Consider the following 21,339-nt stretch of genomic DNA (forward strand, 5'->3'; position numbering starts at 1 on the left):
CGTCTCAGTTTTTCCAAGAGCAAAGCGCCCCCTGCTCCCTTGCCTCTTTTGACTCTTCCAGTCATCTCCCAAAGGGAGCTAATAACATATCAGCTTTTAGAATATTTGAATACAGCCTATAGCAACAGGGCTATTTCGTTCTAGACAGAAACCGCCCAGAACTGAAGTTCCAGGCTAATAGCTAAAGTCCGTTTTAACGGACTATAACCTTTTCTTAGTCGTCTTTAGATGACTTTTGCTATTAGACTGGTGAATTCATTCAGAAGCGGACTAGATGAGAATGAAATAGCCCTGCCTATAGCAAGATGAACAAAAGCAAGGGTGAGTCTAAATTAATCTTGGTGTAGTAAATGCTTGGTATATTTAGAGGCTTGGTTTAACCAAGCCTTTTATTATGACTGATTAAGTAAGTTGGTGCAATAAAACCAAACTGTGTGAAGAAAAGTAAATAAGGCTTAAACTCTTTTTCCCCCTGCTAAGAGCTTCCTGCCCCATGCCTTATGCCAACAATAGGGAATAGGGAATTAGGCTTTTCGAGTTATATCGAGCTTTTTCAGAAATCAAATATTAATCCTATATAGCCTTGATAACACACACTTGCATTTGAAAACAAGTCTTTTGTAGTATTTTGTATTTTTAGCAATTTATGTACTACGTCTGTAAATAAATTTGAAGTTTAGCGAAAAACTTTTAAAATTCTCTAGACTCTCCAGCCGGCTAGAGAGTCTAGGATAAATTTAAGGCGACTCTCAACCAGAAATTTCTGAGTGTTGAAGGGTTTCCCCCAGTCATCCACTTTGGTTTGGCTAGTTTTTCCACTCTATCCCGTAAATCTATGACTCTCCAACTCACAGTTCCCAACATGGCTTGTTCTGCTTGTGCAAGCACCATCACCAAAACACTTCAGGCAGTTGATTCCAATGCTAGCGTTCAGGCTGATCCAACAACCAAGCTTGTCAGTGTAGAAACTCAAGCATCAGAAACAGCAATTAAGGAAGCGTTAGCTGCTGCTGGCTATCCAGTTGCTTAAACAAAGGGGATTGGGGGCTAGGGACACAACGACTAGCGGCAGTTGAATCTCGATTTGGCTCGATTACCGCGTAGCCGAAACTCGATTACCGCGTAGCCGAAACTCGATTACCGCGTAGCCGAAACTCAGTGCATCGCTCTTTACTGGGAGATTTGAGGTTTTGAAGTGAATGAACAAGTCCCTAATCCCCAATCCCTAATCCCTAATTCCCAATCCCTAATCCTTAATTTCCAATCCCCAACATGGATACTCTCACACTCAAACTTCGAGGCATGAGTTGCGCTGCTTGCGCCAACAATATCGAAAAGGCAATTCGCTCTGTTTCTGGAGTGATTGACTGCAACGTTAACTTTGGAGCAGAGCAAGCTACGATCAAATACGATCGCTCTCTAACTAATTTAGAGAAAATCCAAAGTGCGATCGCAGCTGCGGGATACTCTTCTGACTCACTCCAGGAAGAATTGCTTTTTGAAGATGATGCTGAAAAAGCGAGTAGGCAAGCATTACAACGCCAACTCTCCCTCAAAGTAGCGGTGGGAGGTGTAATCAGCACTTTCCTACTTTTAGGATCGTTGCCCATGATGACTGGGCTAAATTTACCCTTAATTCCAAGCTTCCTGCAAAATCCTTGGGTGCAATTAGTGCTGACAACATCCGTAATCTTTTGGTGTGGTGGATCTTTTTACCGCAATGGCTGGAAATCCCTCAAGCGCCATACGGCGACGATGGACACGTTAATTGCTTTGGGTACAAGTGCAGCCTATCTATATTCTTTGTTTGTCACTGTTTTCCCAAAATTTTTTATTGCTCAGGGCTTGATACCTCATCTTTATTATGAAGTTGCCGCGATTGTCATTACCTTAATTTTGCTGGGGCGGTTGTTAGAAAATCGCGCTAGGGGACAAACTTCTGAAGCTATCCGCAAACTTATCGGACTGCAAGCTAGAGATGCCAGAGTTATCCGTGATGGTAGAGAAATTGATGTTCCCATCGCCGAAGTCAGAATCAACGATGTGATTTTGGTACGTCCTGGTGAAAAGATTCCGGTAGATGGGGAAGTGATTGCAGGCGCTTCAACAGTAGATGAAGCGATGGTGACGGGTGAAAGTTTGCCAGTCAAAAAGCAGCCAGGAGATGAAGTGATTGGGGCGACGATTAACGGTGCGGGTGCATTTCAATTTCGGGTGACACGAGTCGGAAATGATACGTTTTTGGCTCAAATTGTTAAACTGGTGCAACAAGCACAAGGTTCTAAAGCACCAATTCAGCGTTTGGCAGATCAAGTGACAGGATGGTTTGTACCTGCTGTGATTGCCGTTGCGATCGCCACTTTCGTCATTTGGTTTAATTTCACTGGCAATCTCACCCTAGCCACAATGACAACGGTAGGTGTATTAATTATTGCTTGTCCCTGTGCTTTGGGTTTAGCTACTCCCACATCTGTAATGGTGGGGACGGGTAAAGGTGCAGAAAATGGCATTTTGATTAAAGGTGCTGACAGTTTAGAACTAGCACACAAAATTCAAACCATCGTTCTAGATAAAACTGGCACTTTGACTCAGGGGAAACCGACAGTTACAGACTTTGTAACTGTCAACGGCACGGCTAATGGTAATGAAATCCAGCTTTTACAATTAGCAGCAACGGTAGAACGCAATTCTGAACATCCTTTAGCAGAAGCAGTGGTAAAATATGCCCAGTCTCAAGAAGTGACTTTAATAGATGCAAAGAACTTTGTGGTTAATGCAGGTAGTGGTGTGCAAGCAGTTGTTGCAAATCAGCTTGTGCAAATTGGGACACAACGCTGGTTAACAGAACTTGGAATTAACACCATGAGTCTCCAGCAATATAAAGATGCTTGGGAAGCGGCTGGTAAAACAGTTATTTTGATTGCTGTAGATGGCGAACTACAAGGAATAATGGGTATTGCTGATGCCCTAAAACCTTCGTCAGCAGCAGTGGTGAAAGCCTTACAAAAGTTAGGTTTACAAGTAGTAATGCTCACTGGAGATAATCGTCAAACAGCTGATGCGATCGCTCTACAAGTTGGCATCCAGCAAATCTTTGCCGAAGTGCGTCCAGATCAAAAGGCGGCGATTATTCAATCTCTTCAGAAAGGGGGACTGGGGACTAGGGACACTTCTCTACGAGAGGCTGCGCCAACGACAAGCTCAGTGCATCGCTGGGGACTAAGGAAAATTCTTCCCAATCCCCAATCCCCAGTACCCAATACCCACTCCCTTGTCGCAATGGTTGGTGATGGGATAAATGATGCACCAGCCTTAGCACAAGCCGATGTGGGAATTGCCATTGGGACGGGAACAGATGTAGCGATCGCAGCTAGCGATATCACCCTAATTTCTGGCGATTTGCTGTTAATTGTGACAGCAATTCAACTTAGTCGCGCCACTATCAACAATATCAAACAAAATCTCTTCTTTGCCTTTATTTACAATGTCATAGGTATTCCTATTGCGGCGGGAATTTTGTTCCCTATCTTTGGTTGGTTACTCAATCCAATTATCGCCGGCGCTGCGATGGCTCTTTCTTCGCTGTCTGTTGTTAGTAATGCCCTCAGATTGCGTAACTTTCAACCAAAAATTAGCTCATAATTGCAGGGTAATTTAGGAAATGTTCAGTCAAAAAACGCTTTGGGGAAGTTTGATAGCTTCAGTGCTAATCGCTGGGACATCAGGTGTAACATTAGCAGAAATGCCAGCCCATTCATCAGAGCAAACCAGCCAATTTCAAAGCATTGAGCAACCTTTGGACTTGAAAGTTGGTGTTGCGATCGCAGGTTTAGCTTTAATTGGAATAGAGTTGTGGTGGTTTCTTCTCTATAAAAGTTCTGATTCCTGATTAGTGTCAGTCCTGAGAGGTGTTTTGAATAATCGGACAAATTGTTTTCTCATGATGCTTGCTGATATTCTTCCAGCCTGAAAGTAATCCTTTTATTTCAGAGCGCAAAGTTAAGAGTTGATCGATTTGGCGATCTATCTGTAAGACCTTCTCTTCAAGTTTTTCTTTTATTTCACCACAGGGAGTTTGCCCTTGGTCATAAACCTGAAGAATATTATTAATCTCTTCTAGGCTAAGACCAAGATTTTGTGCCCTTTTAATGAATGCTAGACGAGTTAACACATCCAATGAAAACTGGCGAAAGCCTCCCTCGGTTCGTCTTAATGAATTGATTAAACCTAAACTCTCGTAATAACGAATTGTCCTGATGGGTATTCCAGTTAAATCTGTTACCTGACCAATTAAAAGTAGTTTGTTATCTTGAGTTAACATGGTAGATTTTCCCAACTATTGTAATTATTATTACATATTTTCCCAAATCTCAAGTCATTTGGGAGTCAAATCAAATTAGCATCAGTGTTGTAACTTTTTATCTAATTATAAATTTTACTAAGTTGTAAATTTTCAAATATCTATTTTAAATGGATATTTGGGATTGAACTGATGTTAAATTGACATAATTTTGACATTCTTAATAATATTTTTTCAATAGTTTACCTGATGATTTTTATTCATTTTTTGAGTAGCTGTTTCTCATGGTACTGAAAGTAACTGTTTTTTTGAAGTTTTCATGTTACTTCTAGGTTAACTGCTTCACTTCAAGTGAAACCATAAAAATGAATCTTAACTCGCAGACTTTTAGCTCAATCCGTAAACCTAAAATTTTCAATAATCCAAAGTGTTTTATTGAGGGATGGTATTGGGTAATACCCTCTCAAAATCTGCGGGTAGGTGAAGTAAAACCTGTCACGATTTTGGGTAGAGAATTGGTAATTTACCGTGGTAAAGATAAAAGAGTAGTTACCTTAGATGCCTACTGTCCACACATGGGTGCTCATCTTGCTGAAGGCAAAGTTGAAGGTAATGCACTACGTTGTTTTTTCCACCACTGGAAGTTTGATGCTGAGGGGATGTGTATTGATATCCCATGTTTGGATGTACCGCCTTCCCTAAAGTTACAAACTTGGCCCACTGCTGAAAAATATGGGATGATTTGGGTTTGGACTGGAGAAATACCGCAACAACCTCTACCTTTTGTTCCAGAGTTAGAGCAAAAAGAGTGTCATGTCGCCATTCATTCCCGCTTCTTGCTGAATTGTCACCCTAATGTGGTAATGATTAATGCAATTGATGCTCAACACCTCAATACAGTTCACAAATTACCACTAGAAATTATTTTTGAAAGACACGAACTAAACGAAAATGCGATTATTTTCAGTAATACTACACCCATCAAAGACAATTTCTTTTTAATTAAGCTCATCCGTCTTTTCTACAAAAATGTCATAACTTACAGTATTTGCTATTGGTACGGTAGCATTGGCATTGTCACAATTGGCCCTGATTTCTTACATATCCACATGATGGTTGCAGTTCGTCTCTACGAAGGGGGGAAAACTGAAGGTCAAGTTCTGTTGATGACTAAAAAACGTAAAGGAATTTTCGATTGGTTATGCAATCGAGTTGTCCTATGGCTGACTAAGATTGCAGCTAAGTACTTTCTTATGGGTGACATCAAGATTCTTCAAACAATTCAGTTTGATTTGAAAACTCCCATTAAAGAAGATTACTCAATTATGCAGTTTATTAACTATGTTGAAAAACAGCAATCTTTAATGTGGGGGACTTGGCAAGAAATGCGATCGCGTGATGTGGAGAGCAAGCCCAAGCGTGAGAGGTGGCAAGATGAAATGAGTAATGACTAATATCATGTCTATATGCACAGAATTCCGTCAGGCTGCTTCATCAATTAAGTGCACACGAAATCATAGCATTGTTAACAATCTTTGCAACAAATAAATCAGTTCTAGGGGCGTACAACTGTATGCCCTTAAAAATGTATATATAGCAGGTATTTTGTCAAATGGTAGAACAATTAATAAAAGTTCAATGAAATTACTTTTAACTTTTAATTTATTTTTATTGAGCCACCATAGGACTTACGCAAAAAGTGCTAAAAATTTTAATTTATCGAACCGCCTTCTCTACGAGAGCCTTCCGCCAACGCGCAGCGTCTCGTTAGAGAAGAACGCCTCCTAAAGAGAGGCTCCGCCAACGCGTAGCGTCTTGTTAGAGAAGAATGCTAAGAATCGTAGAGTTTGCGTAAGTTTTATACCACATAAATAAAAAGAAGTGGCAAAGCCACTTCCTAATTCCCAGGTAGAACCTAAGTTATGAGTATAACCATTACAAAAATTTGAAATAGTATAAACAAACACCAATTAAGTTAATATCTATGTTTTTCTTATTTTCTAGGTTAGGAAATCCTGATTTTCATCAGCCAAATAACTGTATATTTACATAGTTTCATGATTGCAATGCAGACTAAATTTTCTCGAGGCTATTTAATTTGTCATTGTACAATATTTTTAATGCTGCCCCTGACCAATTTGTGACCTTGCTCAAGGGAGCACAGCGATATCTGTTGGGAACTTATCACTTCAAATTAGAAGTTAGTTACTACTCACATTAAGCAGCAATACATTCATTGGCCTACCTTTGATTAAAAAGGAGATCGTGGGTGTTACTTCGTTGATACCCAAGCAGGTTGTTTAACAAGCGATCGCACAGCCTCGACAATAGCAGAAGCGTCAATTTTTGCTGCATGAAGTAGCTCTTCTGGAGTACCAGATCCAGGCAGATGCCGTACTGCCAGTTTGATTAGGTTTAGTGGCAATCCACTAGAAGGAGAAGCAGCATCTGTATCCACAAAAGCATCAAGGACAGCAGCTCCTAGTCCACCCTCGCCCCAATGGTCTTCAACTACAACGAGTTTGCCCTGGGTATCACGCGCAGCCTGATGCAAAGTTGTAGCATCAATTGGTTTGACTGAGTAAGCATCGATAACGCGTACCGTAATCCCTTCCCGCTTGAGATGCTGATATGCTTTAAGTGCTTCATGTACCGTAATACCTGCTGCAATCACTGCTGCTTGATCCTGCTCGGAACTACAGATGACCTTACTGCCACCAATTGAAAAATCTTCCTCAGCTTCATAGAGAATAGGTGTGCTTTCACGGGTTGTGCGTAGGTAGACAATCCCATCACAATCGACCATTTGGGCGACAAGTTTAGCAGTTTGATTGGCATCACTAGGGTAAAGCACAGTGCTACTGTATACCGCTCTCAAAGAAGCTAAGTCTTCCAGTGCCATTTGTGAAGGACCATCCTGACCGATTGAAATTCCTGCATGAGAACCAACAAGTTTAATATTGGCGCGAGAAATGGCAGCCATCCGCACAAAATCATAAGCACGACTTAAGAATGCCGCAAAACTGGAAGCAAAGGGCTTATACTGGCGCACTTGTAACCCCACTGCTGCGGCAACCATTTGCTGCTCGGCAATGTACATCTCAAAATAGCGCTCAGGATAAGCTTTGGCAAATTCCTCGGCGTAGGTGGAGTTGCTTACTTCACCATCTAAGGCAACTACATCTGGTCGAGACGCACCGAGAGCTTTTAAGGTATCCCCATAAGCTTTACGGGTTGCTACTGAATCTCCCTTTTGATAGTTAGGAAGTTCGAGAGCTTGAAATTGCCCAATTGAAGTTCTTTGGATTTGTAAATTAGGTTTGGAAACGGCAATAGTGATTTGACGTTCACCACCTAGTTCTTCGATCGCTGCCTTTGCTTGGTCAGGTTTCAAGGCTTTTCCATGCCAACCGCCAACATCTTCTAAATCTGCAACACCCTTGCCCTTCTTTGTTCGAGCCACAATCAGTGTCGGACAGTTGGGGTTATCGATCGCTGCTGTGTATGCTTCGTCAATTTCTTCTAAGTTGTGACCGTCGATTTCAATTGCCTTCCAGCCGAAAGCAAGAGCGCGATCGCAGTATGTTTGGGTGTTCCAGCCTAGCATCGTTTCACCTCGCTGTCCCAAACGGTTGACATCGAGGATGGCAATCAGATTTGCCAGTTTGTAGTGACTGGCGTGTTCAAAGGCTTCCCAAATAGAACCTTCCGCCATTTCACTATCCCCTAACAAAACCCAGGTGTGGTAAGGCAGCTTGTCTAAATACTCTCCAGCTAAAGCAATACCAACAGCGATCGGCAGTCCTTGTCCCAATGAACCTGTTGCCACATCTACCCAAGGTAATGCTGGGGTTGGATGCCCTTCTAGGCGACTACCAAACTTACGCAGGGACATCAATTCGCTATCATCAATTACTCCCGCCACTCGATAAATTGAATACAACAGCGGTGATGCGTGTCCTTTTGAGAAGATCAGGCGATCGTTGTTAGGGGAGTGCGGATTACTGAAGTCGTAACGCAGATGTTTGGCAAGTAGCACTGCCATCAGGTCAGCAGCTGACATTGAGGAGGTGGGATGACCAGATCCGGCTGCGGTGGTGGCACGAATACTATCAATCCGCAGTTGTTGTGCCAATTCATGCCATGCTTGCAATTGTTCAAGGGTAGCCATGATCGCTCTCTTCCATGTATAGGAACTAAGGACAGCACTCACATGCTAGTCAACACGAACGATTGTTTACTCTAACAAATGACAGAGTTAACAGGCAGAAATTTATCAACTATCAAGCTCTATGTTTAGGTACTTGTAAAGAAAAATATCTTTTCTCTACTTGCTGCTGCCGATTTTTCAACTAGAGCCTTTGCCATCAATGATTAATACTACCGAACCTTCAAATAAGCCATTGCGAAGTGTATTCAAAGCTTCATTAGCTTCAGCTAAAGGGAAAAGACTTACTTGTGTCTGGATTGGAACTTTGGGTGCTAAAGCGAGAAATTCTTCTCCAATTAGTGATTTATACCCCTAATTTTTAGCACCTAACTTTGGAGCACTGCTCCCTAAATGATCACAATTGCATCAGGATTTTGATTGACTTGGGTGATGATTTGGTCAAAAGCTGCAAGAATATTTTGCCGAGTTGCAGAGGTTTCGGTTAGCAGTGTAACTTGTTCTGATGGATAGGCGGCGCGATCGCCATCAATCAGTATATCTCGTATAGCCGTTGATCTTTGACTCTGACAGGTAAATCTGCACCTACGCCCAATGAGTAATGCATAACCGTTAGTAAAAGTTTGGTTTGTCATGCGGTACATGAGCAATGCGATCGCCTAATAATGAAAACTGAATATTTAGCGTTGCACTACTGACTTGGGTTGAGTACGACGATGATTTCTGCTAACCTGATTCTCAGAGGTTTCCAATGGGGATTGCTAGAAGAAAAAGTACTATCCCCAGACACTGCTTGGTAATCATTAGGATATTTCTGTGCAGCATTGGCAGCAGCATCTACTCGTAGGATGAGTTTGCCCTGATAGCTAGATAATCGGCTACTATCCAACAAAATAGTACCGCCGTAGTCCCACGCCAATCCATAAAGTTTAAAATCACCTAATTTTTTACGTAATTCGCTCAAAGGGGTTCCCATTCCAATACCTTCGCGGGTTTTCCAAGCTGAACCCAAGTTACGTACATCTAGAGGTTTAGTACGAGTATTATCACTCCAGACTACTAGCAGAGAGCGCCCTTGATTTAGATTTAACTGAGTAGCTGCAAAACTACCTATTCCTTCAGCACCAGAAATAGTTTTATCAACGAGGCGGGATACACCAAACAGTTTGACTAAATCCTGCTTAGTGGTTGTGCGTATTATCGGGCCAACTCGTTCCCCAGGAACAATTAAGGTATCTTTTAAGGGTTGCAATTTAGCAATAGTAACTGGATGATTGATTTTCTGGGGTAGTGCAAAGGCTGGATTAGCTGAATAGTTTAACACTAAAGCTAAAGTAGCTGTAGCAATGCCTTTCATTGATGGATTCATAGGTTTTACTATTAAGTAGCAGAATATGAGTGATAAGTACTCATAATTTAACTACTACAATTTTTCAATTACAGATTCCCAATTTTCAAAAATTTTATTTCATCGCTCTAGTTGCGTTTAAGATTGCCAGCATTGCTACTCCAACATCAGCAAATACAGCTTCCCACATTGTCGCTATCCCTAAAATACCTAATCCAATAAATACACCTTTAATTGCTAGCGCAAACCCAATATTTTGCCAAACAATTTTACGAGTTTTTCTGGCGATTTCGATTGCTTTTGCCACTTTGGATGGTGCATCTGTCACGATTACAATATCCGCAGTTTCAATTGCTGCATCTGAGCCTAATCCACCCATTGCCATACCAACATCTGCTCTAGCAATCACTGGTGCATCATTAATTCCATCTCCAACAAAGGCAACTTTACCATGCTTGCCAGCGATGCTGAGTAATTTTTCAATGGCATTAACTTTTTCTTCAGGTAATAACTCTGCTTCGTAAGTATCTATACCAAGCTGTTGAGCAATTCTGCAAGCGATCGCTTGATTATCTCCTGTCAACATTACTGTTTTCTCTACACCCATTCGCTTGAGTGCTTGAATAGCAAGTCTTGCATCTTCTTTGAGTTCATCAGCTATGACAATATAGCCAGCGTAAATATTATCTACTGCTAAATGAATCACTGTTCCCTCTAACTGGCAATTATCATGAGCAATATTCTCTTTATGCAATAAGCGATCGCTTCCTACTATCACTACCCTATTTTCAACCTTGGCTCTAATTCCATAACCTGCTATTTCTTCATAATCTTTGATCTCAAATTCATTAATTTCTCCATCATAAGCCTTACAGATAGATTGAGCAATGGGATGATTTGAGTGCGATTCTACTTTGGCAGCTAATTGCAGCAGTTCTTGTTCAGTCCAGCCATTTAATGGAACTATTTCTATTACTTTGAATACCCCTTTGGTTAACGTCCCAGTTTTATCGAAAACAACTGTATTAACTGCATTTAAACTATCTAAAAAAGTAGAGCCTTTGACTAAAATACCACTTTTAGCTGCACCTCCTACACCTCCAAAGTAACCTAATGGAATACTGATAACGAGTCCACACGGACAGGAGATAACTAGTAAAATTAGGGCACGATAAACCCATTCAGAATAAGTTGTATCCGAAATGAATAAAGGAGGTAATATTGCAACTGCTAAAGATGTAAAAACTACTATTGGGGTATAATATCGGGCAAATTTAGTAATAAACTTTTCTGTTGCTGCTTTTTTACTTTTGGCATTTTGCACCAAGTCTAAAATCTTAGCAATGGAAGATTCATCAAATATTTTTGTGACTCTAATGACGAGCGCACCTATTTTATTAATCGTCCCAGCAAAAACTGTTTCTCCAATTCTTACCGTTCGTGGTACTGATTCTCCAGTTAATGCAGATGTATCAACTTGCGAATTACCATCTATAACTTCGCCATCTAAGGGAATCTTTTCTCCAGGTTTTACAACGATAATATCCCCAATCTTTACTGTTTCTGGTGATACTTTTTTCAGTTCTCCCTCTCGTTGGATATTGGCATAGTCTGGGCGAACTTCTAATAATGCTTTGATGGAATTACGGGAGCGACTGATGGCAATATCTTGGAGCAATTCTCCAATTTTGTAAAATAGCATGACTCCGACCGCTTCAGGTAATTTATGAATTGCGATCGCCCCTAATGTTGCTACTGTCATTAAAAAAGTTTCATCAAATACTCTACCTTTGACTATATTGTGCCCAGCAGTTTTTAAAACACTCCATCCACTTAATAAGTAAGCAGGAATAAAAAGCAAATATTCACCTATTGAGTAAAATGTATTGTGTAATTGATTTTCAAAAATCACACCAGGCGCATATAAACTTAAAATTGCTACCAAAGGCAATATCTCATTTTTCAGGTTGAACTCTCCCCCGTGTTCATGATTGTGGTCATGGTTATGATTCTCATCATGATTGTGATTATGAACATGGTTATAATTCTCGTGATGCTCATGTTTACAACTGCAACAATCTGAAGATTTTGAATGTATTTTCTGCTTCATTTTTTCTATGTATACCAATAAATTAATTGAGATATGAGCCTTTTTTAAATGTAATGAAAAAAAGAATTTTTTACAAGTTTATATTTTAAGAATGAGAATCTATCTCAAATTTATTACTAAGTACATACACTATTTTTTTATTAAAATTAATATTTATAATTTTGTCAGGATAGCTATACTGACTTTAAAATGTATAAAATTATCTAATATATAACTTTTGTTTGTAGTCAGCGATTTATTGCTCTGTATAATAATTTAAAGGGCTAGAGCCGCTAAGTACGAGCTTTAATTTAATTAAGCTCTTATACTTAACATCAAGCAAATAATAATTGTCTTGGTAATATACAGAGGATTTAAATTTGCTGTATTACATAATGTTGTGTCAAAATAGCTAGGCATCAAGCCTGTTTGATTGCTGAATTATGATGTAGTAAATAATTTCCGATTGAACTGGTGTTGAAATGGAACTTTCTTGGAGAACAAGTGTCTATCTAGCTATTCTCAGGGAAAATTTACTTGAAGTTTGAAAGCTAATCGAATACCCTAATCTAGTAGATAGACAATTTTCTCAAGGAAATCTATGAACAAAAAAATTCTTCTGAATTTGCTTTCCAGTTCCTCAATTTTTGTATCAATGATGTCTACGCTGGTGACATTTCATCCTGCCCATGCTAGTGGTAGTATTACACAGAGATTACTGCACACACAAGACGGTCGTACCTGTATCACTAACCCACATGGTGGAAAAGATTTTGTGTGCATTCGAGATTCAGAGAGAAAACGCCCGTATACCTCTACAAGTTCCTCAACTATTGTAACATCAGTATCAGATCGGAATGTTGCCATGTTGAACTTTACTGAAGAGGAAAGCGACGCTGCAATTAGGGTATTTGGCTGCGACTGTCCATTATGTATAAATTCTTTGCGTCAGTTGCAGGGTACTGGAAACTTGGTCTACTAAGATTGAATAGCGCTGATAGCGACTATAACTTTTGTTAGATATACGTGATTAATTACGTACAGAATATATACGAAACCAAAAAAGCATTTTTAACTACGTACCACTACTATTATTTGGTCAAATGTAAATTGATTGTTGGAGGGGTTTGTAGTAATACTTCAAACCCCTTATTCTATTAAAAATAAAGGTAATGTAGCGGTACTAGTCCTTTCAAACATTGCAACACGTTGTTCAGCCGATGATCAACACAACAGTAAGTTAAAGCTTCCAACCAATAGAGCTGATGATTGTCAAGGGCGTACCTCTTTCAAGACCTAAAGTATAACCGTAGCTGCATTAAAGGTGAGAAATATTCTTTTTACCTGACAAACATTCACTCGGTGTAATTCCGAACTTGCGTTTGAAGGCGATCGCAAAGTGTCCTTGTTGGGCATAACCCTTTGGGAGAATCCAATCGTTGAAAGGCTTTCAACAATTGGATTCTCCCGATTTTAACTAGAAATTTCAGTTACTGTTAGAAAATAAAAGCTCAAAGCTTGGCTCAATCAAAGTTTTAGAATCTTGCTGAGATTATTGTTTTTTGAGACTGACAAAATAGGGTTATTCAACCACCTCATTTACAGGGAATCTATCAATCAACTGCATCGCCCGATAGGCATTACGTTGGAAAGAGTCTGGCAAATGGGGAACGTGGGGTATTTGCGATAATAAATCCAACGTCCGCCGTAAAATTCTCACCACATCGCCTTCATCCAAGGTGGTGTTTTCGCACAGTTCTATCCACTCCATTCCTAGCGCCCATTGCTCTACTAGGGCAATTAACTCAAATTCCAACCATATCGGCAGCGCTACGTTATACCGCCGTTGTAGTTGGAACATTTGGCGGCGAATTCCGCGCAATTTTGCTAAGGCTTCTGCCACTTCATTACTAAGGTCAAAGTTAACCTTGCTATCTGGACGAGGCGTTTCCATCACTAAAGCTGCTGCTGCTGCTGCTAAATGGTGCGGATCTAAGTTGTCCAATTCACCACTAGCGAATACTAAGCCTAGCCACAATTCATTCTCACCCCGAATGGCGGCAGCGATTCGCCCTAATACTGTGGGGACTAAGTTATCCAAACCACCAAAGTGTTGCAGAATTGCAATTAAATTAAGAAACTCTTCCCAATGACGTTGTGAGTGTTGCTCTACTTGCCCTTGTAACTGTTCGAGTTCGGCTTCTAGTTCAACATAGCGGGCGCGGCGCTTGAAAAGCGTTGCAGCATTGCCTGATTGATGTAGGGGATGAGCATCTAATTGCTCTTGGATGGCGGTAACACGACTGAGTTGTTCTGCTACTTCTGGTGCCAGATGCAAAGATTCTACTGGATTGGGAATACGCCCGGCGATCGCAAAGCTTTCTTCATTACCACGGCGCGATTGTCCTGGCTTCAAAGGCATCTCTGGCGGTGGTAGTACATCAGGTGGCACTTCAATTCGCGGCAGTTCGGCATACAAATCAACTACATCCCCTGTGGTTGCTACATACCAGCGGTTATCATACCCCAAGCATACCAAGTAAGGAGCTTGACCAGAACCAGGTGATTTTCCTACTAACACTGCGGTTACAGGTGAAGATACTGTGATATTTTTGCCCTTGAGACTTAACAGAGTTCCTGACACTGCAAAGCCTAACATCATCACCAATTCCTCTTGGCGGTCTGACTGTGCTTGCTCTTGCAAAGTTTTCAATATCTGGCGTTCCACCTTCAGGCGTTGCCGCAATTTCTCATAAATAGCTAGTTCATTTTCATCAACTGCGACGATTTGCTCATGAAGTTGAGCTAATTGGGTTTGCAATTCGGCAATCTCATCGTATTCTGGTCTTAAATGCAAGGTAGCCATGTACTGCCCAAAACTGCGCTCTATCAGTTCCCTGGTTTGCTCTAGGGTGTGTGTTTGCAGCAAGTTGAGTACCATGCCATAACTAGGCGTAAATTGGCTTACTAGAGGGTCTGGCTTGGATGTTCCCAAATATGCAGCTTCTTTAGCTCCTTCAAAGGGGGTTTGGACTGTCACCACATGACCTTGTTTATCCATCCCTCGCCGGCCTGCTCGTCCAGCCATTTGCAAAAATTCGGAAGCGTTCAACAGGCGGTGTCCAGTATCGGTGCGCTTGGAAAGGGTAGAAATTACCGTTGTCCGAGCGGGCATATTAATTCCCGCTGCTAGTGTCTCAGTGGCAAATACTACTTTAATCAGCCCTTGCTGAAAAAGTTCTTCTACCAGTGCTTTCCAAGCAGGCAAAATCCCAGCGTGGTGGGCAGCAATTCCCCGATATAGAGGTGCAATTTGTCCAGAACGTCCTGCTTCAGGATTGCGGGCTAAAAAGTCATCAATCTGTTGCCGCAAAATCTGGGACTCTTGATTATTTACCAGCCATAAATCACCCACTTCCGCCACCGCTTTATCACATCCCCGGCGGCTGAAGATAAAGTAAATCGCTGGTAGCATATCCCGTTGCTCTAACTGGCTCAAGATAAAAATTATGCTAGGAGCCTCAGGTCTACCACTTCTCCCCCTCTCCCTTTCTCCCCCTCTCCCCTTCTTCTTCTGAATAAGGCGGGGGTTAATTTTGGTTTTGCTATCATTCAGCAGGGGAAATAAACCTTTGGGATTACAAAAGTGAAATTCCAAGGGGACTGGGCGAAAATCGGAGTAAATTAGGTCAGTTGGGCCGTGAACACGATTGAGCCAGTCGGTGAGTTGATCGCTATTGGCAACCGTTGCTGAGAGGGCTGCTAGTTGCACTTCTCGGGGACAATAGATGATTGATTCTTCCCAAACAGTACCGCGCTGGCGATCGTTCATGTAGTGGCATTCATCAAGTATCACCGCTTCAACGTCTACTAATGAGATGCCGACTTGCCCAATGGGTGTGCCATAAAGCATATTTCGGAAAATTTCTGTAGTCATCACTAAAATCGGTGCATCTCTGTTAATGGAAGCATCTCCAGTTAACAGTCCGACTCGATCAAACCCGAATTTTTCTCGAAAGTCACGTAATTTTTGATTCGACAGCGCCTTTAGGGGAGTAGTATAAAACACACGTTTCCCTCGCGCTAGGGCGCGATAAATGGCGTATTCCCCGACTAATGTTTTGCCCGAACCCGTGGGGGCGCATACGACTACGGAGCGCCCAGCGTTCAGGGACGCGATCGCTTCTTTTTGAAACTGATCTAGATCAAAGGGAAATATAGACCCTAAATCAAGTTCTGGAGACGGTGCAGGATAATTCACTCAATCACATTTGCAACCAGATTGTTTACTATACTAACGAGTCTTTTGTCAACTTCGTTAGGGATTGAGGATTGGGTATTGAGAATAATTTCAGTCCTCAGTCCCCAGTCCCTTATTTTCCCAGCTCTTGCGATCGCTCTGTGGCAGCTTTGACTGCTTCTATTAAAGCTGAACGAAATCCTGCCTGTTCTAGTTTGGCAATCCCCGCAATGGTTGTACCACCGGGACTAGTAACGCGATCTTTGAGTTCTGCTGGGTGCATTTTGGTTTCATGTAACAGTTTTGCTGTTCCTAGTACGGTTTGCAAGGCTAGTTGATTAGCAATTGCTCTAGGTAAACCTGCGGATACTCCGCCATCAGCAAGTGCTTCTACCAAGAGCGCCACGTAAGCCGGGCCGCTACCAGATAGCCCTGTGACTGCATCCATCAGCCCTTCTGATACTTCTACGACTTCCCCAACAGCAGAGAAAACTTGCTGTGCTATTTGGTGGTGCTTGGCATTGGTGTATGCACCCGAACAGATAGCGGTAATTCCCGCTCCCACTGTTGCTGGGGTGTTGGGCATTGCTCTGATAACTGGCAATTGCACAAATGCAGCTTCTAGCTGACTTAAAGGCACACCCGCTAATATGGAAATGATTAGGGGTAAGCGTTCTTTATTAAGAATATCAATATCTGTTAATTCTTGAGCGATCGCGCTAAATACCTGCGGTTTCACTGCCAAAAAAACAACTTCTTGTACTTGGGTGAAAACCTCGCTATTATCTGTCGTCACAGCAACATTGTATTGCTGTTTTAAAAAATCTAGCCGTGAAGATAGCGGTTCGCTAACTATGACTTCTGATGATTGATAAATTCCACGCGCAATAAGGCGGGATAAGAGCGCTTCTCCCATTACCCCACCACCAATTAAACCAAATTTTATAGTCATTTGTCATTTGTCATTAGTCGGTTGTCCTTTGTCATTTGTCACTACTATTAAAACCCATGACTAATCACAAAGGACAAAGGACTAACAACTAATTTAACTTTATTGTGCCATCCGGTTAGTTTCATTGCCCCAGGTTTGATTGGGAGAACCTGTAGGACGAGAGGGACGTGCTGGCGGTTGTGGTACTTCATGAAGAACGCCACCTTGAGTGCTAACTTGGACACAGCTTGGCGTAAACAAAAAGATGCTTTCACCGATGCGCTCTTGATGTCCATCTAATGCGTAAGTACCACCTGCAACAAAATCTACTGCCCGTTGAGCTTGATCTGGGTCCATTATTGTCAGATTTAATACCACTGACTTGCGTTCTCGCAACGCTTGAATTGCCTGGGGCATTTCTTCAAAGGTGCGTGGTTCGAGTACTAAAACTTCCGAAATTCCATTAATTGCTCCTGGCATACCAATCACATTCCCCATTGGCTTTGAACCTGCTGTTATATCATCTCCCATTGTAGGCACTGGTTCCCGCCAGCGTCGATTCTGAGCGGCTGGGCTTTCCTGTGGTGCTGCTGGTTGGGGATTTTCTTGCTGATACAGATTTTGGTAATTATTATCTGTTTCTGGTTCTTCTTCGTAATACTCGTATTCAACTTGCTCATTTAGACCCACAAAGTCTCTGAGTTTGGAAAATATATTGTTCATGGTCTGTGTACTCTCCTGGTGCGAATAGCCAGTATTGACTTGGCTTAGGATTGATTGAGTAGGAGCTATGCCTACTACGTGAACTACGCTACATCGGTGGATACTACAGCAAGTATACTGCTATTTGTAACCTATATTACGGATTAGGGCGATAAACTGACACTTCTTGTAAAGGTCTGTGCATCGCCTAAACATAATAATGAGTCAAGATTATATCCTAAGGTTTGTTCAAAGGAAAGTTCTTTTTACCCCATTTTCCCTTAGCGATTGCTTTTGTCAATACTATATCCTTTGTTTCTAATTGCACCAGTCTGCTACAAAATTCTTGTCATCAAATCCTGATCTTAATTAATACTGAAGAGCAAGGCTGATAATCAAAGGCTAAGAGCGATCGCCAAACAATATTGTTCCCAATCGCACCATCGTTGCGCCTGCTTGCACTGCCAGTTCGTAGTCGCCTGACATACCCATAGACAAGTGCTCCATTTTGATGTGCGACCAGTTCTGTTGCTGGATTTTCTTTGCTAGCTCACGATTGAGATTAAATACATTCAAAATTTCTGGATCATTTAATCCTGAAGGCGGAATTGTCATCAAACCTTGAATTTGTAAACTTTTGTATTGATCGAGTGTGGGTAAATCAGCCAAAAGTTCTGGCACACTCCAACCAAACTTGTTGGGATCGGGGAAAATTTTCACTTGCAGGCAAACTTGGGGACTCACTTCTAGCTGTTGCGCCAATTGATCTAAGCGCTGTGCCAGCTTCAAGTTATCGACGGAGTGAATCCAAGGGAATTGTTCAATAGCTTTTTTGGCTTTATTGCTTTGCAAATGTCCAATAAAGTGCCAGGTAATATCCGGTAAGTCTTGCAACTCGGCTTGTTTGCTGACGGCTTCTTGGATACGACTCTCCGCGAAATCACGAATTCCTGCATTGTAGGCAGACCGAATGGCCTGGGCAGAAACTTGCTTGCTAACAGCAATCAATTTGACTGAAGTTGGCAGTGAGGAGCGAATGGAAACAATACGTTCGGAAATCGAACTATTCATTGGAAGGTGCGTTGGAAAACACTCTGAAGCTGATCGTACTCCTGAGATTGTCCATTACGCCGCAGGGTACGTAAGCGATTTTCCAACATCATTCTCGCCTCAGTACGTCCTAGAGACTGGAATTTAACACCTTTAACGTCATTTGCGACCAAAAAAAACAAGCGCTGGGCATAAAGTGTGGTGAACAAATCCTGGTTCTCATCAACCATACAGATTTTATAGAGTAAACCCCAAGTTGGATGGTTTATGTAAGTTTCTGCGTTTTCTGGATTCATTTGAGAGTCAAGGTGTAGTCAAGGTGGAGTATATATATCTTTTCGCAGTAAATTCCAAACATTCAGACGATAATACCAACATTCGTCAGAATATTTTCTTAAAATGCAAAACTGCGGTTGCGAAGACCTTGATTTAGTTTTTAATAGGCAGATGAAGCTAGTACCGTAAGGCAAAAGTCACGCATTCACGCTTGCTTTAATTTGGGGCTTTCTGGCTGTAATGAAATGGTAGGCTGATTTTTGCCGACCTCTACTAATGGTAGTGAAGCGCAATGCTACAACATGAAACGCGAAGCGTAGACTCGAAGAGTAGAGGCTTGTCGATAGATTTCACCCAATGCTTTAGTGACTCAAATACACCAACCTGGCGGCACAAGGCACAAAACAGTCCTGACCCTCTTATTGAAAGTTTAGCGTAGCGAGGGAAAACACCCTTTGAAACTCCCAACGGCAACAGCTAACTTTTCAACTTCTTTCCATACTGCCACAAGTGTGGCTGAATGGCACAAAATTTAGCAGTGGGAAGAAATCAATTAAAAATTAGAGAACTTCTGCCTCCTATTCCCTATTCCCTATTGATTATCTAGCATTTTCAGCGCTGCCAGTTGTGCCTGGGCTTTGTGCAGAGATTCATACCATTCTTTCTCAGGATCGCTGTCTGCAACAATTCCTGCACCAACTTGTCCCCAGACAATGTTGAGTGCTGAGTGCTGGGGGATGAGTCTTAAGTGGGGAAATGAAGAAGAATTTACTCCCCCTGCTTCTTGAGACGCGGGGGCTAGTAGCAGGGTGCGGATTAAAATATTTAAATCTAAATGACCACGCCAATCTAAATAGCCGCAGGAACCGTAGAACAAGCTGCGCCGCACGGGTTCTAGTTCTTCGATAATTTCCATGCAACGAACTTTGGGACAACCTGTGATTGTACCACCTGGAAACGTGGCGCGAATCAAATCAATGGCAGTGTATTCGCTTTTTAAAGTACCTTTGATATTACTGACAAGATGCATCACATGGCTATATCGTTCAATTGTCAGCAATTCGTCAACTGTAACCGTTCCCCATTCACAAACTCGCCCTAAATCATTGCGTTCCAAGTCCACCAGCATGATGTGTTCTGCACGTTCTTTGGTGTTGCTGAGTAAATCTTGTGCCAGTTGCATATCTTGTTCTGGAGTGACACCACGCGATCGCGTCCCAGCGATCGGTCTGGTTTCGGCTTGCCGATTTTGCAACATTACTAAGCGTTCCGGCGAACAACTGATCATTTCTCCCCAAGGCGTTTGCCAATAGCTGCCAAAAGGAGAAGGATTAATTTTTTGCAAAGCTTGGTAAATTTCCCAACCAGAAGCTGATGTAGATGCTTGAAATCGCAATGAAAGATTTGCTTGAAAGATGTCTCCAGCTTGAATATATTTTTTTGCTTGGTTTACAGCTGTTTCATAATCTGCTTGCGATGTCAAAAACAAAGGAGGCAAAGAAGACATGGGGATGCGGGGACGGAGAGACACAGAGAATTCTTTCCCTGCATCTTTCTTTACTAACTTTTTTTGTAATTCATCGAGTCCACTTGCATCACTGGCGGCTAACCAAAGAATTTGTTGTGCGTGATCCAAAACAGCAAAGCAATCTGGCTCATACCAAAAAGCTATAGGAAATGGCAGGGGATCAATTTTATCATGAGGTAACTGTTCAATTCCCCATGCGACATCGTAGCCTAGCCAACCTAACCAACCGCCGATGAAGGGGAGAGCATTGGGCGCAAGACATTGGTTATCTCTGTTGTCTGCTTGTCCCCTTGTCTCCTTGTCCCTTTTACCTATCTCTACCCCTTGCTGTAACAACTTTTCTAAGAAGGAAAAAATTTCTCCTACTTCTGGTGTCCACATCTGGGGGATGCCATCGACTAGGCGAGGAGCGCCTGCACAGATAGAATATCGGCTGAGTTGGGGATGATCGATTGGCGTTGGGTAGGGACTTTCCAGTAGGGTAGCAATTCGTGGTGCAAAGGTGGAATGAAAAAGAGCAGCAAAAACTTCCGAACCTGTGCGCTTTTCTAAGGGTAGCGATCGCCAATACCAAGCCTTGATCATACTGTTTAAAAGCGTTGTCAATAATTAGTTAACAGTTTTTAGCAATGAGTAGAAATAACTATGACTACTGACTACTGACAAAATGCAATTACCTATTACCTATTACCACTTTCTTGGTGCAA

Annotated in this window: 16 protein-coding genes; 5 read left to right on the plus strand and 11 right to left on the minus strand. The window is 41.9% G+C overall.

What is annotated here, in order from left to right:
• Positions 1 to 835: 835 nt before the first annotated feature.
• From V7L20_RS13660 to V7L20_RS13670, 3 genes are all read left to right on the plus strand, one after another.
• Positions 836 to 1,030 carry a heavy-metal-associated domain-containing protein gene (locus V7L20_RS13660; RefSeq protein WP_334744604.1) on the plus strand — a complete coding sequence of 65 codons (195 nt, stop codon included), beginning with the start codon at positions 836 to 838 and terminating at the stop codon, positions 1,028 to 1,030.
• Between the two features lie 242 nt (positions 1,031 to 1,272).
• Positions 1,273 to 3,642: a heavy metal translocating P-type ATPase gene (locus tag V7L20_RS13665; RefSeq protein WP_334744605.1), complete on the plus strand. Its 2,370-nt coding sequence runs from the start codon at positions 1,273 to 1,275 to the stop codon at positions 3,640 to 3,642.
• Between the two features lie 19 nt (positions 3,643 to 3,661).
• Positions 3,662 to 3,889 (plus strand): hypothetical protein, encoded by a 228-nt coding sequence (locus V7L20_RS13670; RefSeq protein ID WP_334744606.1) that lies wholly within the window; start codon positions 3,662 to 3,664, stop codon positions 3,887 to 3,889.
• A gap of 6 nt (positions 3,890 to 3,895) precedes the next feature.
• On the opposite strand, the gene V7L20_RS13675 is transcribed toward V7L20_RS13670, so the two are convergent.
• The gene (locus V7L20_RS13675) at positions 3,896 to 4,321 is read right to left on the minus strand and encodes a heavy metal-responsive transcriptional regulator (protein WP_334744607.1); all 426 of its coding nucleotides are present in this window, start codon (positions 4,319 to 4,321) and stop codon (positions 3,896 to 3,898) included.
• 344 nt (positions 4,322 to 4,665) lie between these two features.
• Here V7L20_RS13675 and V7L20_RS13680 point away from each other — a divergent pair, with 344 nt between their 5' ends.
• On the plus strand, positions 4,666 to 5,754 hold the full coding sequence (locus V7L20_RS13680) for an aromatic ring-hydroxylating dioxygenase subunit alpha (protein ID WP_334744608.1): 1,089 nt from the start codon (positions 4,666 to 4,668) through the stop codon (positions 5,752 to 5,754).
• A gap of 818 nt (positions 5,755 to 6,572) precedes the next feature.
• Here V7L20_RS13680 and V7L20_RS13685 read toward each other — a convergent pair.
• The 4 genes from V7L20_RS13685 to V7L20_RS13705 form a co-directional block, all read right to left on the minus strand.
• Positions 6,573 to 8,471 (minus strand): transketolase, encoded by a 1,899-nt coding sequence (locus V7L20_RS13685; RefSeq protein WP_334744609.1) that lies wholly within the window; start codon positions 8,469 to 8,471, stop codon positions 6,573 to 6,575.
• Between the two features lie 386 nt (positions 8,472 to 8,857).
• Complete coding sequence (locus tag V7L20_RS13695) at positions 8,858 to 9,103, minus strand: hypothetical protein (protein ID WP_334744610.1); 246 nt, start codon at positions 9,101 to 9,103, stop codon at positions 8,858 to 8,860.
• A 56-nt stretch (positions 9,104 to 9,159) separates the two neighbouring features.
• Entirely contained in the window at positions 9,160 to 9,837 is a 678-nt protein-coding gene (locus tag V7L20_RS13700) for a hypothetical protein (RefSeq protein ID WP_334744611.1), read from the minus strand.
• A gap of 94 nt (positions 9,838 to 9,931) precedes the next feature.
• The gene (locus V7L20_RS13705) at positions 9,932 to 11,926 is read right to left on the minus strand and encodes a heavy metal translocating P-type ATPase (protein ID WP_334744612.1); all 1,995 of its coding nucleotides are present in this window, start codon (positions 11,924 to 11,926) and stop codon (positions 9,932 to 9,934) included.
• Positions 11,927 to 12,506: 580 nt separating this feature from the next.
• Here V7L20_RS13705 and V7L20_RS13710 point away from each other — a divergent pair.
• Positions 12,507 to 12,887: a hypothetical protein gene (locus V7L20_RS13710; RefSeq protein ID WP_334744613.1), complete on the plus strand. Its 381-nt coding sequence runs from the start codon at positions 12,507 to 12,509 to the stop codon at positions 12,885 to 12,887.
• 600 nt (positions 12,888 to 13,487) lie between these two features.
• On the opposite strand, the gene V7L20_RS13715 is transcribed toward V7L20_RS13710, so the two are convergent.
• From V7L20_RS13715 to V7L20_RS13740, 6 genes are all read right to left on the minus strand, one after another.
• Positions 13,488 to 16,166 (minus strand): DEAD/DEAH box helicase, encoded by a 2,679-nt coding sequence (locus tag V7L20_RS13715; RefSeq protein WP_334744614.1) that lies wholly within the window; start codon positions 16,164 to 16,166, stop codon positions 13,488 to 13,490.
• 112 nt (positions 16,167 to 16,278) lie between these two features.
• Entirely contained in the window at positions 16,279 to 17,097 is an 819-nt protein-coding gene (gene proC, locus V7L20_RS13720) for a pyrroline-5-carboxylate reductase (RefSeq protein ID WP_334744615.1), read from the minus strand.
• Positions 17,098 to 17,196: 99 nt separating this feature from the next.
• Positions 17,197 to 17,799 (minus strand): cell division protein SepF, encoded by a 603-nt coding sequence (locus V7L20_RS13725; protein ID WP_334744616.1) that lies wholly within the window; start codon positions 17,797 to 17,799, stop codon positions 17,197 to 17,199.
• 381 nt (positions 17,800 to 18,180) lie between these two features.
• A complete protein-coding gene (locus V7L20_RS13730) occupies positions 18,181 to 18,849 on the minus strand; it encodes a YggS family pyridoxal phosphate-dependent enzyme (RefSeq protein ID WP_334744617.1) in 669 nt (222 codons plus the stop codon).
• Entirely contained in the window at positions 18,846 to 19,124 is a 279-nt protein-coding gene (pipX, locus tag V7L20_RS13735) for a transcriptional coactivator PipX (RefSeq protein WP_334744618.1), read from the minus strand. The genes V7L20_RS13730 and pipX overlap by 4 nt, the downstream gene beginning before the upstream one ends.
• A 572-nt stretch (positions 19,125 to 19,696) precedes the next feature.
• Complete coding sequence (locus V7L20_RS13740; protein WP_334744619.1) at positions 19,697 to 21,217, minus strand: anthranilate synthase component I; 1,521 nt, start codon at positions 21,215 to 21,217, stop codon at positions 19,697 to 19,699.
• Positions 21,218 to 21,339 lie beyond the last annotated feature (122 nt).

Source organism: Nostoc sp. (assembly GCF_036916735.1).
GTDB lineage: Bacteria > Cyanobacteriota > Cyanobacteriia > Cyanobacteriales > Nostocaceae > Nostoc.

Coding starts and splice junctions, on each gene's coding strand:
- pipX (WP_334744618.1), bottom strand. CDS start 19,124: ATGAATCCAGAAAACGCAGAAACTTACATAAACCATCCAACTTGGGGT.
- V7L20_RS13730 (WP_334744617.1), bottom strand. CDS start 18,849: ATGAATAGTTCGATTTCCGAACGTATTGTTTCCATTCGCTCCTCACTG.
- V7L20_RS13660 (WP_334744604.1), top strand. CDS start 836: ATGACTCTCCAACTCACAGTTCCCAACATGGCTTGTTCTGCTTGTGCA.
- V7L20_RS13695 (WP_334744610.1), bottom strand. CDS start 9,103: ATGACAAACCAAACTTTTACTAACGGTTATGCATTACTCATTGGGCGT.
- V7L20_RS13710 (WP_334744613.1), top strand. CDS start 12,507: ATGAACAAAAAAATTCTTCTGAATTTGCTTTCCAGTTCCTCAATTTTT.
- V7L20_RS13685 (WP_334744609.1), bottom strand. CDS start 8,471: ATGGCTACCCTTGAACAATTGCAAGCATGGCATGAATTGGCACAACAA.
- V7L20_RS13740 (WP_334744619.1), bottom strand. CDS start 21,217: ATGATCAAGGCTTGGTATTGGCGATCGCTACCCTTAGAAAAGCGCACA.
- V7L20_RS13680 (WP_334744608.1), top strand. CDS start 4,666: ATGAATCTTAACTCGCAGACTTTTAGCTCAATCCGTAAACCTAAAATT.
- V7L20_RS13665 (WP_334744605.1), top strand. CDS start 1,273: ATGGATACTCTCACACTCAAACTTCGAGGCATGAGTTGCGCTGCTTGC.
- proC (WP_334744615.1), bottom strand. CDS start 17,097: ATGACTATAAAATTTGGTTTAATTGGTGGTGGGGTAATGGGAGAAGCG.
- V7L20_RS13700 (WP_334744611.1), bottom strand. CDS start 9,837: ATGAATCCATCAATGAAAGGCATTGCTACAGCTACTTTAGCTTTAGTG.
- V7L20_RS13725 (WP_334744616.1), bottom strand. CDS start 17,799: ATGAACAATATATTTTCCAAACTCAGAGACTTTGTGGGTCTAAATGAG.
- V7L20_RS13670 (WP_334744606.1), top strand. CDS start 3,662: ATGTTCAGTCAAAAAACGCTTTGGGGAAGTTTGATAGCTTCAGTGCTA.
- V7L20_RS13675 (WP_334744607.1), bottom strand. CDS start 4,321: ATGTTAACTCAAGATAACAAACTACTTTTAATTGGTCAGGTAACAGAT.
- V7L20_RS13705 (WP_334744612.1), bottom strand. CDS start 11,926: ATGAAGCAGAAAATACATTCAAAATCTTCAGATTGTTGCAGTTGTAAA.